This window comes from Bacillus cytotoxicus NVH 391-98 (genome assembly GCF_000017425.1).
GTDB lineage: Bacteria > Bacillota > Bacilli > Bacillales > Bacillaceae_G > Bacillus_A > Bacillus_A cytotoxicus.
Genome location: NC_009674.1, coordinates 3,201,080 through 3,216,056 on the forward strand (window position 1 = coordinate 3,201,080; position 14,977 = coordinate 3,216,056).

Sequence of the window (14,977 nt, forward strand, 5' to 3'; positions counted from 1 at the left end):
AACTTACTACATAGGCAAAAAGCTAGAGGTTTCTCTAGCTTTGCACGTGTTTCAAATATCCTCTTTGCGCGATTATAAAGTAAATCGCAGAAGCTAAAATGTATGAACCAATTACAATCGCACCTGATTTCCATAAATCAATATAAAGCATTTTCCCTAACGTATGAAGAGCAAATCCACTATGAATTGCACCAATTAAAATTGGAATAAAGAAGATAACGCCCATTTGTCGAATTGCAATTTTACGAATTTCTTTATCTGTCATACCAATTCTCTTTAACGATTTAAACTGAATACGATCTTGCTCTTTATCATTAAACCACTTAAAGTATGTCATGCTACAAGCGAAGAAGAAGAACAGTACTGCTACAAAGAAACCGATGAACATTGTAATTGCTCCACCTTCTCTTATATTTTTATAAGCAAACACTGAGTTTTTCAATTCTCCTTGCTTTTCTGGCGCAATTTCCTTTTTTAAATCTAATACAAGATCTTCTGTATTTTTCCAATCTTCAATATAATAACCATAATATTTCGTCTTTTCTTCATCTGGTACAAGCTTTTCATATTTCTCAAAATCTTGATCATTCACAATGAGATATTCACTATCATTAAAAACAGAAAATGAAGTTGGGCTATTTAACTGAACAGACTGTTTTTGTCCGTTAATTGTAAATTCATACGGTTTCGTACGATCTATCTTCATCATATCGTTCGCCATATCCATTATGACCATCGTTGCACTACCTGGTGCATTATGAACTTCTCTAACTTGCTCTCTCTTTTGTTTACGTACTTCCGCGTTATATTCTTTTTCTGAAATAATCGTCATCGGTACTTTATGTTCTTTGTTAAACATCGTTACTTTCTGTGTTGCCGGTAGTTTTACGTAGGTTACTTTTCGTGCCTCTTCAAACCCATGTTTTTTTACAAGCTCTTGTACTTTTTCATCATTAATAAGGCTATGCGTATTTAATCCTTTTTCCTCATACGAAATAGCATGCGGGGTACTAGTTACTGTCTTATAACTCATATCCTCAAAATATACGTAAAGCGTACCAACTGCTGAAGATACAACCGCCGTAATAATAGAAATTACAAATAGAAAACGAGCATTATCTTTCATTTTATAAATAAGATTGCTAAGTACGAACATATTTGGATATGTATAAAAAGATTGTTTTCGTTTTTGCAACGCTTTTAATACAACTGTACTTCCTTGTGTAAATAGTAAATACGTTCCGCCAATTGTCAGTCCTACAACCGGTAAAAAGAGAATGATAAAATTCAGAACCGTTACTTGGAAGCTAAGTACATATGCAGTAATAATACACCCTATACCAACTACACATAACCATGTAAATGCAAACGGCTCTACTTTTTGTTTTCTTGCTTCTCTTAATAAATCAATAATTTGCAAGCGCCCTACTGTCCAAACACTAAACAATGATAATATTAAAAATAGAATAAAGTATACACCCGCTGTAATCACAACTGCTTTACTATTCCATACGAGTGGAAGTGTTTTATCTATTTTTAATAATACGCTTAATGCTTGAAAAAATAATTTTGAACAAAGCATTCCAATCCCAATACCTATTACAATTGCGATACTACCTAACATAAGTTGCTCTAATATAATCATTCGGCCTAGTTGGGATTTTGTTCCACCTATTAATGTTAATAGACCAAATTCTTTTTTTCTTGCTCGTAAAAATGTTGAATTTGCATATAAAATAAAGAGTGCTGAGAAAATGACTACAATATAGTTCATCGATTCTAACCCTTTTGTAATCATCGTTCTCATACTAATATTACCGCCTACGACATCTGGATGATAAATAAAGGAAGCATACATGAAAAATACGATAATCGATAAACAACTACTTATAAGAAACGCTTTATAATTACGCCAATTTCCTTTTACGTTATTAAGCGCGAGCTGGCGAAAGTTCATGATATTCTCCTCCTAGCATCGCGAGTACGTCTAGAATTTCTTGGAAAAAGGCTTGTTTCGTTCTTCCTTTATGTATTTCTGAGAAAATCTCTCCATCACGTATGAAAAGGATACGTTCACAATAACTAGCAGCTACTGGATCATGCGTTACCATTGCAATCGTTACTTTCTTGTGCTCATGTAAATCTTGCAATGCACTCATTAATGATTTCGCTGACTTCGAATCTAAGTTTCCAGTTGGCTCATCTGCTAAAATTAACGTCGGTTCATGAATGATTGCTCTCGCAGCCGCTGCACGCTGTTGTTGTCCGCCTGATACTTCATATACTTTTTTATTTAAAATTTCTTCGATGCTTAAAAACTTCGCAATTTCAAGTACTTTTGCATCAATTTCATTTACGGATTTCTTCGCCATTACAAGTGGTAAAATAATATTTTCTTTAATCGATAACGTATCAAGTAAGTTAAAATCTTGGAAGATGAATCCTAAATGTGTACGGCGAAATTCTGCTAACTTTGCAGCACGCATTTGATTAATTTCTTCCCCATTTACAAGCACATGACCTGAAGTTTGCTTATCAATTGTCGCTAATAAATTTAAAAGCGTTGTTTTCCCGCTTCCTGAAGGACCCATAATCCCTACAAATTCGCCTTCTTCTATTTTAAAATTTATATCATTTAAAGCAGTCGTCGCTACTGAGCCTTTCGATTGGTACACCTTCGTTACCCCTTTTACTTCAAGAACACTCATTTCTAATCCCCCTATATGTTTTCTTCTTACATTTACTATAAGAAAAAGAAGAAAAAAAAACGAGTGATTTCCCTTACAAAACATTTTGTTATCTTACAGTTTTGTCATTTTTCTCATTAATGTATGATATTCTTCATCTTTTGCAAATTTGAACGTAAATGTCGTTCCTTCCCCTTCAGCAGATTGCACATAAATACCATGATGCAAATTATCACAAATTTCCTTCGTAATATATAAACCCATCCCAGTCGCTTCTCTCGTTTTCCGTCCATTTATTCCCGTAAAGAATGGATCAAATATGCGCTTCACGTCTTGCTCTGGAATACCGATTCCATTGTCTTTAATATGTAATAACACCTTTTGATTTTTCTCTTCAATTTGAAATTGAATTTCTTTTTTCTCTACTTCTGAAATTTTTGTATATTTCATTGCATTTAAAACAATTTGACCTATAGCAATGCTTAGCCATTTTCTATCAGATGCAATCATACAGGTATCTTCCTCAAACATCACTTTCGGAAATACAGACGATTGAATGAAGGATTTTCGATTTTCATTAATAATACCTCGCACGACCTCTATAACATTTACTACTTCTACTTTATAATCTTTCGCAAACTGTTCTAGCCTTTCCATATGTAACGCTAAATCTAAACCATTTAGTATGCGGTTATTTTCCTCACGAATACTTTCAACTGTTGCTCTCGCTTCACGATGCTCTTTACCAAACTTCTGCAACAATAATTCAATAACAGATACTGGTGTTTTCATTTGATGAATCCATTGGTTCATAAATATCATTTGCTGCTCTTCTTTCGCATGCTGTTTATGAACTTCATTCATATATTGCTGTCTGAGCAAAGTAAAGGCTTCAACGACCATCTCTTGCTCTGACGTATAAGATTCATCAATAAGTAAAGAATCATGTAATGTATTTCCGCCAGCAACATATTTTTCAATTCTCTTTAAAAACACACTTCGTTTTCGATAATCGTAAATGAGGTATACAGTAAACACAACAGTACCTAATAAAAGCCCATATAACCACGTACTCCAGTCAATTGATCTTTTTTCTAACAGACTTTGCAACTGCAATACGAGTCCAAATAAACAAAGGCTTACAATATAAGATAAAATTAAAGAAAAGCGATCTATTAGGTACGTTTTAACCTTCATGTCCTTCGCTCCACTCTGTAAGAAGCGCATAACCATATCCACGTTTCGTTACAATTGCATTTTTAATGCCTAACTCCTCTAATTTCTTCCTTACTCGCTTTACATTTACTGTTAATGTATTATCATCAACAAAAGCTACTTCATCCCATAGAGCTTCTAACAACTCTTCACGCGTTACATATTGATTTGCTTGTTTCATTAAACACTCTAATAAGTAAAATTCATTTTTTGTCAGTTCCGTTTGTTGCCCCTGCCACTCTATAATGTGCTGAGATGGGAATAACAACAGTCCATTTACACCTAAACAATCATTCTCTGCCGCAGAAGCATACTCCCCATACCCACGGCGAAGTGCACTTTTTACCTTTGCCATGACGATATCTAAATGAAATGGCTTTGTAATATAATCATCCCCGCCATTCTCAATCGCCATTACTTGATCCATTTCTCCTGTTCTCGCAGAAACGAAAATAATCGGTGCATTCGATACACTGCGGATTTGCCGACACCAATAGAAGCCATCAAAATAAGGTAAATTAATATCCAGTAATACAAGATGTGGATTTACTTTTACAAACTCATCTTTTATATGACGTAAATCATTTGCTCTAAATGATTGATAGTCATATCTTTTTAAATGTTCCTCTAATATTCCCGCAATTTTCTCATCATCTTCTACAATTAATATTTTATACATGTTCTTTTTCTCCCCATAAAAGAATTGTTCTAAAATTACTCCTTTTTCCATTATAAATTGAAAATTTATTTGGTGGGGATTTTTTCCTTTATAAATCTTACTATCGCAATAAAAAAAGACTGCCATATTTCGGCAGTCTTAGTCGATAAATTCAAATTCATATTCAAGAATTTTTACAATATCTCCATCTTTTGCACCACGTGCACGAAGCGCTTCATCAATACCCATTCCGCGCATTTGACGAGCGAAACGACGTACAGATTCATCACGTGAGAAGTCTGTCATTTTGAATGTTTTCTCGATATCATAACCAGAGATAACAAACGTGCCATCACTTTCACGTGTAATTTCAAATTTAACACCTTCCGTCTCAAATTTGTACATTACACTTGCTTCCGACTCATCCACAACTTCATGTACTGGAAATTCTGGTGTTGTTTCTAATAAGTTCGCTACTTCAAACAGTAAGTCACGAACCCCTTGTTTTGTTACAGCTGAGATTGGGAAGATTTTTACTTCGTCTCCCACTTTCTCTTTAAATGCTTGTAAGTTTTCTTCTGCATCTGGCATATCCATTTTATTTGCAACAACAACTTGTGGACGCTCTGTTAAACGCAGATTATATTCTTTTAATTCATTATTAATTGTGACATAATCCTCATATGGATCGCGCCCTTCTAAACCAGACATATCAATGACATGTACGATAACGCGTGTACGCTCAATATGACGCAAGAACTGATGCCCAAGTCCAACACCTGCATGGGCACCTTCAATGAGCCCTGGAAGGTCAGCCATAACGAAGCTGCGATTATCACCTGTTTCGACAACACCAAGGTTTGGCACAATGGTTGTAAAGTGATATTCTGCAATCTTCGGACGCGCTGATGATACGACAGATAATAGCGTTGATTTCCCAACGCTAGGGAATCCAACAAGTCCAACATCGGCTAACACTTTCAGTTCTAAGATAACATCACGTTCTTGGCCCGGTTCACCATTCTCAGCAATTTCTGGAGCTGGATTTGTAGGAGTCGCAAAACGTGAGTTACCACGACCACCACGGCCACCTTTAGCAATAACTGCTGATTGTCCATGTGTGACTAAATCAGCAAGAATATGACCCGTTTTCACATCTTTCACAACTGTCCCTGGCGGAACTTTTACGATTAAATCATCAGCTTTACGGCCATGTTGGTTTTTGCTCATACCATGTTGCCCGCGGTCAGCCTTGAAATGACGTTGATAGCGAAAATCCATTAATGTACGTAATCCTTCATCTACTTGGAAAACAACATCTGCACCTTTACCACCGTCTCCACCTGCTGGACCACCTTTTGGAACATACTTTTCACGACGATACGCAACCATCCCGTTTCCGCCGTCTCCAGCTTTTACGTATATTTTGACCTGATCTACAAACATTATTTCACCACACTTTTTCAATTGGTTGTAATATAACCGAGACTTCATCATCTCGGACTGTATAGAAAATGGAACACCATTCATTTTTTTCATTTGCAAGCCACGTTTGTAACCTCTCTACATTCGTTAGCTTGCCACGAAAATCAAAAAAGAAACGAGCATTCTCCGCGTTACATTCAATTGTAATACAAACATAATTTTCAACATAAACGTCTAAACTATGCTGAAGCATTGAGAAAAATTCTTCCGTCCATATGCACACTACCTCATCAAGATGAGATAAGTTATGTAGTTCTCCTAATACTTCATACTCCAATAAGCACGGTTGCTGTTTCCAATTATATGTTAAAATCCATTCTGAAAATAAAGGCATAGATAACCCTATCAGATTAGATTCTTGTCTCGCTTCTTGGACAAAATGATCGATGAGCCTATGAATCTCTTCCACTCTTCCAAGGGAAAGGTTTCCTTTAATCATTTGGATGCGATTGAGCCAATCATGTCTTGCATGACGCAACGCATCTATAATTGTCCATTTTTCTTTCATTCAGATGCTCCTTAATATAGAAAAACTCTAACCTGCACTCAGGTTAGAGTTTTCCGTGAGTTTCTTATGCTTCTTGAGCAACAGGATATACGCTCACTTGTTTGCGGTCACGGCCAAGACGCTCGAAGCGTACTACGCCGTCAACTTTCGCGTATAAAGTGTCATCGCCACCACGACCAACGTTAACACCTGGGTAAATTTTTGTACCGCGTTGACGGTAAAGAATTGAACCACCTGTAACCATTTGACCATCTGCGCGTTTAGCACCAAGACGTTTTGACTGAGAGTCACGACCGTTCTTTGTACTACCTACACCTTTCTTAGATGCGAAAAACTGAAGATCTAATCTTAACATATATTACACCTCCCGTACTTTTTCTATTAATCGGATATATTTTCCGTAATCAAGTTCAATCGTCTTAAGTGAAACAACTAATCCCTCTAACAGTGTTTGTGCCTTTTCCATCGTATGAGCGTCTAAATCATTAGGCAGTTCATACGTTAAAAATCCACCATCACTTCCAAGTTCAATCGTTGCCTCTACATTACAAAGGACTTCCACAGCATTTATAGATCCGAACACAACCGCAGTTGTTCCAGCGCAGACAAGATCTTGTCCATGCGGCGCATAATCGGCATGCCCAGTCATTTTAAATGATTGGATATTTCCTAATTTCGTACGATTAATCGTAATTTTAATCATCTTAACCAGAATTAAGCGTTGATTGCTTCAACAACTAGCTTAGTGTAAGGTTGACGATGACCTTGTTTTTTACGATTGTTCTTTTTCGCTTTGTATTTGAAAACGATGATTTTCTTAGCGCGACCGTGTTTTTCAACTTTCGCAGTAACTGTTGCACCTTCTACAACTGGGCTACCAACTTTTACGTTTTCGCCACCAACGAAAAGAACTTTGTCAAAAGTAACAGTTTCACCAGCTTCAACATCTAATTTTTCAATGTAGATTTCTTGACCAGCTTCAACTTTGATTTGTTTGCCACCTGTTTCGATAATTGCGTACATACTTGCACCTCCTCATAATTACTAAGACTCGCCAACACGAGGTAGACATAGACTGTCATTTGTACACCTGCATTGTGCGGTTGTAGTATATAGCCATTTAGGTGCTATAAACTATAACATAAAGATGTTACCACGAATCATTGACTATTGTCAACAAATGTTCTACTAACTATTTTTCCTATCTATCATCTCCTGCTTCGTTCCAAACCTAATAAGTGCGTACTTTTCCATTTCTTCCTCTTTAAAATAAATTTGAAATGGAATATTTTTTTGCAATTCTTTTTGTAAAAATATTTTTTGCACAGCTTTCGGCGCTGCAATAAGCACCGCTTCATCTTCCATGTGACTATACGAGAGCAGTTCTCTTTCTAGTTCATACGCAATTGTTTCATTTGAAATACTATACCCTGTTGCCATGCATTTCGCACAATCTTCTAATAATATATCACGCAGTGACTGTTTCTTGCGCTTACGTGTCATTTCTAAAATGCCGAGCTCGGTAAATCCAAGAACCCTCGTATATGTACGGTCATCCTGCAAAGCTATTATTAATTTCTCGCGTATTCTCTCCTGATCTTCTTCTTTTTTCATATTGATAAAATCAATTAATATCATTCCCCCAATATCACGTAGTCGTAACTGACGAGCAATTTCTTCAACAGCTATTTCATTTGTTCGTACAACTGTATCTTGTAAATCTTGTTTCCCAGTAAATTTCCCAGTATTTACATCAATAACTGTCATTGTCTCCATCTGTTCTATAATTAAATAGGAGCCATTTTGTAACCAAACAATTTTTTGTAATGCTTTTTCGATCTCTCTCTCGATACCATAATGACTAAACATGGATGACTTTTCACGATAGAAAAATACTTTTTCTTTACCTAGCTTATTTTCTAACTCCCTTACCGGTTCTCTTGAATCTACAACCACTTTCTCAATTGATTCAGTAGGGTTTTCTTGAAATATACGATCTAAAAAAGTAGCTGGGCGATGAACTAATACCGGTGCCTTTCCACACCTTTCTTTTCTTTTTAGTTCTTCAAATAATTGTTGAAAGTGTTCTATTTCAGCTTTTATATCAGCCGTTGTTCCTTTCTCACATGCCGAGCGAAAGATATATCCTCCTAACCCTTCTACCTCAATTGCAAACAAGTCTTTCCGTTTTTTTTGACTTTTTATTTTCCGGGAAACGGCACGCATTTCATCATAAGGCATATAAACAACATATTTCCCGGTAAATTCTATATTCGCTGTTAATTTAGGACCTTTTGTGTCGATTGCTTCTTTTACTACTTGTACAAGTATAGCTTGCCCCTCATGAACTCGGTACGCCTTTGGAACATCATCGTAAGAAAGATAAGCATGTTTTTCTAAACCGATATTTACAAATGCCGCATTCATACCAGCAATCGTTCTGACAACACGTCCAACATAAATGTATCCAACAATTTCTTCGTCCCCATTGCGGTGCCACGAAAGTTCAACAATCTTTTGTTTTTCTTCTATTGCCACTCTCTTTTCCGAACCTGTATAGTTAATATATAACGTCTTCAAAATACCTTCCTCACTTTTTCATTTTTTCTTCTTACATTATAAAAGGTTAGTGTCATCGTCAACACTAACCGATTAACTCTTCCACAGATGATGTTGTGCGCTTTTCAGTGAAATATGCATACAGCAATTCATTTTCATCCAGTGTATAATGCTCTTTATATTTACCATGTACAATAATTGAATGTTTATAACCCCTTCGAAACTTTGTAAAAATCGTATATAACCGATCCTCTCTATTTACTTCAATAGGAGAAATCTTTTCAATTTCGCGCTTATTTCCATAGTAACGTTCTAATAAAAAGCGTATAAATGCATATCTTCGTTGCTTCCATTCTTGATACAACGAAATCGCTAAAAAGAGAAGAAGTACCCACATCATAATATTATTCTTATTCCAAATCAGTTGCCACCCTAATATTACGCTAAAAAAAACACATGATATTTTCATCATTTTGTCATGTGCTTGTAAATAAGGAAATTGATGCGATAATATATTAAAGACAATTTTCCCACCATCAAGTGGCCAAATAGGAAGTAAATTAAAACTTAAAATAATGACGTTATTCCACACAAAAAATTGATACAAATCTTGAGGAACCCACCCAGTTTTATAATAAACATATGCCATGCCAATCATCCATGCATGTTGAATTGGCCCTGCTATCATTACAACGAGCTCTTCCTTCAAAGGTTTATTTCCATGCTCTTCAAGTTCTGCTACACCACCAAACGGCAAAAGCTGTATTTGCTTAATTCTCCATTTGTAATGAGCAGCCGCAAAGGCATGGCCTAGCTCGTGAATGAGAACAATAAAAAACAAAAGTAATAATTCTTTAAAACGTGCCGTAAAAATACCAACTGCTATAACTACCCAAAACAATGGATGTATTGTAATTTTAGACAGTACTTCCCTATATTTAATCAAATGAAATCACCTGAATTGGATCAATAAATTTTTCATTCTTTTTGATTGCAAAATAAAACTTACCATTTTTATTTTTGTCATCATTACTCACTGTTCCAATTTTTTGTTTCTTTTCAACATAATCATATAATTTCACTGACATTTCTCCTAAATTGCCATACCAAGATTCCGTACCATCTGCATGTTGGATTTCAATCGTATTCCCAAGACCCTCTTTTTTTCCAGCAAAAATAACGACTCCTTCATTTACCGACTCAACCGTTGCACCTGTAACTGTTTGCACAAGTACACCTTGCCCATTTTTTTGAAATCCTTCTGTCACTTTTCCTGAAGCTGGAACTGCATAGTTTTTTTGTTGTGTATTTTGCTTCTTCTCACTCGCAGGTAAGAAAGCTAGTGGCTTTCCAAAATGGGCCTCGTACCATTTTGACACGGCAGCGAACTGAAATTCCTCCTTCATTACTTTCGTTACAACGACTCGCGCTCCATCAAAAGACGGAGGGGCATTTTTAAATAAGATGGCCACTGATAACACCAATATAGCTGCTAATAACACTTTAAATAAAAAGATATCCTTACGAAATAGAGGGTGAAATTCCTTCTCTCCCTCTTCAATTAACAGCGTTTCCCCATTAAAATCTTCACCTGAAAAATATTGTTCTTCCTCTAACCGCTCTTGTTCCTCTTTCCTTTTTGCAATCCGCTTTCGAATTTCTTCTATACGTCTATTTTTCATCTTTTCTCCTTCCTTTTCGACCTTTTGTTCAAACTGCAAAACAGCTACTATCGTGCAGCCATATAATTTTATATAGTTTGTACATATGTATGAACGCTAAAAGAAAGATATTCATGAGAAGAAAAAAGAAAGCACTCCGCATATATACGAAGTGCTTTTAACGAATTCCGAAGAAATTCTTTACTTTTGTAAAGACAGATACCTTTTCTTGCTCGAGCGTTTGTAACGGGACATTTTCCCCTAACAAACGTCTTGCAATATTCCGATAAGCTAATGCTGCTTTTCCGTTTGGTTGCAGCGCAACAGGTTCACCTGTATTCGTAGCTCGAATGACATCATCATCATCTGCAACAACCCCGAGAAGCTCAATTGATAACATACGTACAATTTCGTCCACATCTAGCATATCTTGCTCATGCAACATGTGACTGCGTACACGGTTAATGATAAGTTTCGGCGGCTCAATATCTTCTTTTTCTAAAAGCCCGATAATACGATCGGCATCGCGCATAGAAGATACTTCTGGTGTAGTGACAACAATCGCTTTATCTGCACCTGCCACTGCATTTTTGAATCCTTGCTCAATACCAGCAGGACAATCAATTAATATGTAATCATAATCTTGACGTAATACTTGTATCAATTCATCCATTTGTTCAGGTGTTACCGCGGATTTATCACTCGTTTGTGCTGCAGGTAATAAATAAAGCTCATCAAAGCGCTTATCTTTAATAAGAGCTTGAGGTAAGCGACAACGCCCTTCAACGACATCAACAAGATCAAATACAATCCGATTTTCTAGCCCCATGACTACATCTAAGTTTCTTAGTCCAATATCCGTATCAATTAAACATACCTTTTTTCCGGATAATGCCAAGGCTGTACCAATGTTTGCAGACGTTGTAGTTTTGCCTACCCCGCCTTTTCCAGATGTAATTACTATTGCCTCTCCCACAGCTATACAATTCCCCTTTCTAACTTTGTTAAATTAGGTCTAAGATGAGTGAGAAGTTGCAGGCGATCGACAACAATGTGATTGTCCTCATTAATATATGCACATTCTGCCGTCTCTGCTCCGTCTTCTTTCTCTTCCGGAGCCCGCGTTGTCACATCACTTATTCGGAGCTGCATCGGATTCATGACGGATGCCGCAATAACAGCATCTTTATCTCCATAATATCCAGCATGTGCAATTCCGCGCAAGGAGCCAACGACAAAAATATTCCCCCCAGCGATAACCATTCCGCCTGGATTAACATCTCCAATTAATAATAGATTACCTTTTACATGCAAAACTTGACCTGAGCGAACAATTTTGGAAATAGGGACAATTTCTGTTTCTTCTTTCCAAGCGATAGCTTCTGCCTTGGTGATTACATCACTTTCAATGGAATCCACAACAAGGTTTTTCTTATTGCGAATTAAGGTACGAATTTCTTCTTGTTGTACCTCTGTTAAATATCGATTCCCTACCTTAACATGTACTTCAATTAATGAACGCCCATCACCATCATAATAATGAGTAGATAGTTTTTCGTCTAATTCTTGCAGTAATTCAGTAAATGAACAGCAATCATCTAAATGAAGTGTTAGTCCATCTTTCGTCCCTTTTATTGTTATGTTCTGTTGCTTTTTTTCGTCCACTAAAGTTCACCCCACCGATTCAATTCGACATAAACTCAGAAAATCCTTTTTTCTCTTTCTTCCATCGCTTTTGATAGACGTACAAGATATCGTCTCAGTGGGAAACAAACTATCAATAAGAAAATTCCATTTAACAATACGGTAGCAAGGAGACGATCTGTGAAAAAAATATTTGCTGGCACATGAATACGTCCTAATAACGATAAAAATCCATATACATAATACTCTAATGCTACTATTCCTGCCAATACGATAAAAGAAACAATAAATAGATTCAACTGTAAGATCCTCATCGTACTATAAACAAGATACGCTAAAATCGGATAAGCAAATATGTATACACCAACTAGCTCTGTATATACAATATCAAATAAAAAACCGAATAACAGCCCATAATAAACACCTTGAAGAGGGCCGTAATAAACAGTAATAAAACATAGGATAATCATAAAGAAATGCGGTACTGCTATCGAATTTTTCCAAAATAGTTCCGTTGGCACAACCGTAGCAAACATATTTTCAAATAAAAAGAAAAAAAGAAGCAGAAGAGGAAGAATTGCTCGTTTTAAAATCATCATCTCTTCTCCCCCTTACTGTTCTAATTCTGCTGAAGGTTTCACTCTTTTTGCAACCATTACTTGGTTCACATTATTTAAATCCGCAGCAGGCTTTACATAAGCTGTTTGAGTTAATCCGTATGCATCCGGTTCTACTTCTACAATTTCCCCAATAAGCAAGTTTTCAGGGAAAATATCACCAAGACCAGATGTGACAACCATCTGTCCTTTTTCCACTTGTGCACTTGATGAAATCTTTGTAAAAAGAAGCAATTGCTTTTCTTTATCGTATCCTTCAATTAACCCAGAGATGTTCTCTTTTTGTCCTTGAACAACAGCTGAGACACGATTGGTACGGTTCATAGAACTTAGCAATTCGACTGTTGACGTAAATTGAGACGCGCTCTTCACACGCCCTACTAAGCCTTTGGCAGTTATAACTGCCATATCTTTTTTAATTCCTTGCTGAGCTCCTTTATCGATGCCAATTAAATCATACCATTTGTCTGGGTTACGAGAAATAACAGTTGCATGAGTTGGCTTATAGTCTCTAAGCGAATCTTTCGCACCAATTACTTCACGTAACTCTTTATTTTCTTCTTCAATCCTCTTTAAATCTGTAGATAAAGTCGCATACTTATCTAATTTTTCTTTTAACTGTTTATTTTCTTCATACGTGCGCTTTATATCCTCTACATTTTCGAAGAATCCGGCAACATAACTCGCTGGCTTTTGGAATACACGTTCTACAACACCGACAGTATCTTTTACAAACTGCTCTGGCCATGTTAGACTCTTCCGTTCTTTCAATGAGATTCCAATCAATGCCACGAGGAGAATAATACTAACTAGCAAAACAATTAATCTTTTGTTCAAGAAAAACTGTGGCACGTTCACACCCTCTTAATTTCATTGATTTTGTATTTGAAATATTAACGAGCAGTTTTGAAAAGGTCAATATTATCTAACGCTTTACCTGTTCCAATCGCTACGCAATCCAACGGATTTTCCGCAACTAAAACTGGCATTTTCGTTTCTTCACTAATTACCTTATCCAAATTACGAAGCAATGCACCGCCACCTGTTAATACGATACCACGATCCATAATGTCCGCTGCTAACTCAGGTGGTGTTTTTTCTAATGTATTTTTAACTGATTCTACAATTGCATCTACTGTATCTTTTAAGGCTTCTGCAATTTCTTCCGGCTTAATTAACACTGTTTTTGGTAAACCGCTTACTAGGTCACGACCACGGATTTCCATTGGTTCTACCCCTTCTGGTTCTCCAGCAGATCCAATTTCCACTTTTAAAGCTTCCGCTGTTCTTTCTCCAATCATTAAATTGTAGTTCTTTTTAATGTATTGAATGATAGAATCGTCCATATCATCACCAGCGACACGAACAGATTGGCTTGTTACGATACCACCTAGTGAAATGATTGCAACTTCTGTTGTACCCCCACCGATATCAACAACCATACTACCAGTTGGTTCCCAAACAGGTAGGTTAGCACCGATTGCTGCTGCAAATGGTTCTTCAATTGGATATGCATCACGTGCACCAGCTTGGCGAGTTGCATCGATTACCGCACGTCTTTCAACCGCTGTAATACCAGATGGAACACATACCATTACATAAGGCTTACGAGAGAAAAATCCATTTGATTTTTGTGCTTGTTGAATATAATACTTCATCATTGTTGCTGTCGTTTCATAATCAGCAATTACACCATCTTTCATTGGTCGCAAAGCTACGACATTACCTGGTGTACGACCAATCATTTGTTTTGCGTCACTACCAACCGCAACGATTTGCTTCGTATCAGTTTGCAATGCTACAACTGAAGGTTCGCGTAATACAACACCTTTTCCTTTTACGTATACAAGCGTATTCGCTGTTCCTAAGTCTATTCCAAGATCACGAGTAAAACCACCAAATCCAAACATGTCATCTATCTTCCTTTCTCATCTTCACGGACT

Annotated in this window: 17 protein-coding genes and 1 other annotated feature; all 17 genes read right to left on the reverse strand. The window is 36.6% G+C overall.

Annotated features, from left to right (window positions below; translation table 11 throughout):
* Positions 1 to 34 precede the first annotated feature (34 nt).
* Positions 35 to 1,957 carry an ABC transporter permease gene (locus BCER98_RS15900; RefSeq protein ID WP_012095611.1) on the reverse strand — a complete coding sequence of 641 codons (1,923 nt, stop codon included), beginning with the start codon at positions 1,955 to 1,957 and terminating at the stop codon, positions 35 to 37.
* Complete coding sequence (locus tag BCER98_RS15905) at positions 1,932 to 2,708, reverse strand: ABC transporter ATP-binding protein (RefSeq protein ID WP_012095612.1); 777 nt, start codon at positions 2,706 to 2,708, stop codon at positions 1,932 to 1,934. The genes BCER98_RS15900 and BCER98_RS15905 overlap by 26 nt, the downstream gene beginning before the upstream one ends.
* A gap of 93 nt (positions 2,709 to 2,801) precedes the next feature.
* The gene (locus BCER98_RS15910) at positions 2,802 to 3,884 is read right to left on the reverse strand and encodes a HAMP domain-containing histidine kinase (RefSeq protein WP_012095613.1); all 1,083 of its coding nucleotides are present in this window, start codon (positions 3,882 to 3,884) and stop codon (positions 2,802 to 2,804) included.
* The gene (locus BCER98_RS15915) at positions 3,874 to 4,581 is read right to left on the reverse strand and encodes a response regulator transcription factor (protein WP_012095614.1); all 708 of its coding nucleotides are present in this window, start codon (positions 4,579 to 4,581) and stop codon (positions 3,874 to 3,876) included. Before BCER98_RS15915 ends, BCER98_RS15910 begins: the two co-directional genes overlap by 11 nt.
* Before the next feature lie 138 nt (positions 4,582 to 4,719).
* The gene (gene obgE / locus BCER98_RS15920) at positions 4,720 to 6,006 is read right to left on the reverse strand and encodes a GTPase ObgE (protein ID WP_012095615.1); all 1,287 of its coding nucleotides are present in this window, start codon (positions 6,004 to 6,006) and stop codon (positions 4,720 to 4,722) included.
* 4 nt (positions 6,007 to 6,010) lie between these two features.
* Positions 6,011 to 6,553 (reverse strand): Spo0B C-terminal domain-containing protein, encoded by a 543-nt coding sequence (locus BCER98_RS15925; RefSeq protein WP_012095616.1) that lies wholly within the window; start codon positions 6,551 to 6,553, stop codon positions 6,011 to 6,013.
* A 64-nt stretch (positions 6,554 to 6,617) separates the two neighbouring features.
* Entirely contained in the window at positions 6,618 to 6,908 is a 291-nt protein-coding gene (rpmA, locus tag BCER98_RS22765; RefSeq protein WP_012095617.1) for a 50S ribosomal protein L27, read from the reverse strand.
* Positions 6,909 to 6,911: 3 nt separating this feature from the next.
* Positions 6,912 to 7,256 (reverse strand): ribosomal-processing cysteine protease Prp, encoded by a 345-nt coding sequence (locus BCER98_RS22770; RefSeq protein ID WP_012095618.1) that lies wholly within the window; start codon positions 7,254 to 7,256, stop codon positions 6,912 to 6,914.
* 11 nt (positions 7,257 to 7,267) lie between these two features.
* Complete coding sequence (rplU, locus tag BCER98_RS15940; RefSeq protein WP_000270908.1) at positions 7,268 to 7,576, reverse strand: 50S ribosomal protein L21; 309 nt, start codon at positions 7,574 to 7,576, stop codon at positions 7,268 to 7,270.
* Between the two features lie 14 nt (positions 7,577 to 7,590).
* Positions 7,591 to 7,668 (reverse strand) — a sequence feature (ribosomal protein L21 leader region).
* Positions 7,669 to 7,741: 73 nt separating this feature from the next.
* Positions 7,742 to 9,133 carry an Rne/Rng family ribonuclease gene (locus BCER98_RS15945; protein WP_012095619.1) on the reverse strand — a complete coding sequence of 464 codons (1,392 nt, stop codon included), beginning with the start codon at positions 9,131 to 9,133 and terminating at the stop codon, positions 7,742 to 7,744.
* Between the two features lie 64 nt (positions 9,134 to 9,197).
* The gene (locus tag BCER98_RS15950; protein ID WP_012095620.1) at positions 9,198 to 10,058 is read right to left on the reverse strand and encodes a M50 family metallopeptidase; all 861 of its coding nucleotides are present in this window, start codon (positions 10,056 to 10,058) and stop codon (positions 9,198 to 9,200) included.
* Positions 10,051 to 10,794: a M23 family metallopeptidase gene (locus tag BCER98_RS15955; protein WP_012095621.1), complete on the reverse strand. Its 744-nt coding sequence runs from the start codon at positions 10,792 to 10,794 to the stop codon at positions 10,051 to 10,053. Before BCER98_RS15955 ends, BCER98_RS15950 begins: the two co-directional genes overlap by 8 nt.
* 157 nt (positions 10,795 to 10,951) lie before the next feature.
* Positions 10,952 to 11,749 carry a septum site-determining protein MinD gene (minD, locus tag BCER98_RS15960; RefSeq protein WP_012095622.1) on the reverse strand — a complete coding sequence of 266 codons (798 nt, stop codon included), beginning with the start codon at positions 11,747 to 11,749 and terminating at the stop codon, positions 10,952 to 10,954.
* Between the two features lie 2 nt (positions 11,750 to 11,751).
* Positions 11,752 to 12,438 (reverse strand): septum site-determining protein MinC, encoded by a 687-nt coding sequence (gene minC, locus BCER98_RS15965; RefSeq protein WP_012095623.1) that lies wholly within the window; start codon positions 12,436 to 12,438, stop codon positions 11,752 to 11,754.
* A 35-nt stretch (positions 12,439 to 12,473) separates the two neighbouring features.
* Positions 12,474 to 13,016, reverse strand: coding sequence for a rod shape-determining protein MreD (gene mreD / locus BCER98_RS15970; RefSeq protein WP_012095624.1), 543 nt, complete (start codon positions 13,014 to 13,016; stop codon positions 12,474 to 12,476).
* Between the two features lie 12 nt (positions 13,017 to 13,028).
* Positions 13,029 to 13,886 (reverse strand): rod shape-determining protein MreC, encoded by an 858-nt coding sequence (mreC, locus tag BCER98_RS15975; protein ID WP_012095625.1) that lies wholly within the window; start codon positions 13,884 to 13,886, stop codon positions 13,029 to 13,031.
* A gap of 41 nt (positions 13,887 to 13,927) precedes the next feature.
* Positions 13,928 to 14,944, reverse strand: coding sequence for a cell shape-determining protein MreB (mreB, locus tag BCER98_RS15980; protein ID WP_012095626.1), 1,017 nt, complete (start codon positions 14,942 to 14,944; stop codon positions 13,928 to 13,930).
* Between the last annotated feature and the right edge of the window lie 33 nt (positions 14,945 to 14,977).

What these genes read in the sequence shown, in the direction of transcription:
- BCER98_RS15900 (WP_012095611.1), bottom strand. Translation starts at nt 1,957, where the DNA reads ATGAACTTTCGCCAGCTCGCGCTTAATAACGTAAAAGGAAATTGGCGT.
- BCER98_RS15905 (WP_012095612.1), bottom strand. Translation starts at nt 2,708, where the DNA reads ATGAGTGTTCTTGAAGTAAAAGGGGTAACGAAGGTGTACCAATCGAAA.
- BCER98_RS15910 (WP_012095613.1), bottom strand. Translation starts at nt 3,884, where the DNA reads ATGAAGGTTAAAACGTACCTAATAGATCGCTTTTCTTTAATTTTATCT.
- BCER98_RS15915 (WP_012095614.1), bottom strand. Translation starts at nt 4,581, where the DNA reads ATGTATAAAATATTAATTGTAGAAGATGATGAGAAAATTGCGGGAATA.
- obgE (WP_012095615.1), bottom strand. Translation starts at nt 6,006, where the DNA reads ATGTTTGTAGATCAGGTCAAAATATACGTAAAAGCTGGAGACGGCGGA.
- BCER98_RS15925 (WP_012095616.1), bottom strand. Translation starts at nt 6,553, where the DNA reads ATGAAAGAAAAATGGACAATTATAGATGCGTTGCGTCATGCAAGACAT.
- rpmA (WP_012095617.1), bottom strand. Translation starts at nt 6,908, where the DNA reads ATGTTAAGATTAGATCTTCAGTTTTTCGCATCTAAGAAAGGTGTAGGT.
- BCER98_RS22770 (WP_012095618.1), bottom strand. Translation starts at nt 7,256, where the DNA reads ATGATTAAAATTACGATTAATCGTACGAAATTAGGAAATATCCAATCA.
- rplU (WP_000270908.1), bottom strand. Translation starts at nt 7,576, where the DNA reads ATGTACGCAATTATCGAAACAGGTGGCAAACAAATCAAAGTTGAAGCT.
- BCER98_RS15955 (WP_012095621.1), bottom strand. Translation starts at nt 10,794, where the DNA reads ATGAAAAATAGACGTATAGAAGAAATTCGAAAGCGGATTGCAAAAAGG.
- mreD (WP_012095624.1), bottom strand. Translation starts at nt 13,016, where the DNA reads ATGATGATTTTAAAACGAGCAATTCTTCCTCTTCTGCTTCTTTTTTTC.
- mreB (WP_012095626.1), bottom strand. Translation starts at nt 14,944, where the DNA reads ATGTTTGGATTTGGTGGTTTTACTCGTGATCTTGGAATAGACTTAGGA.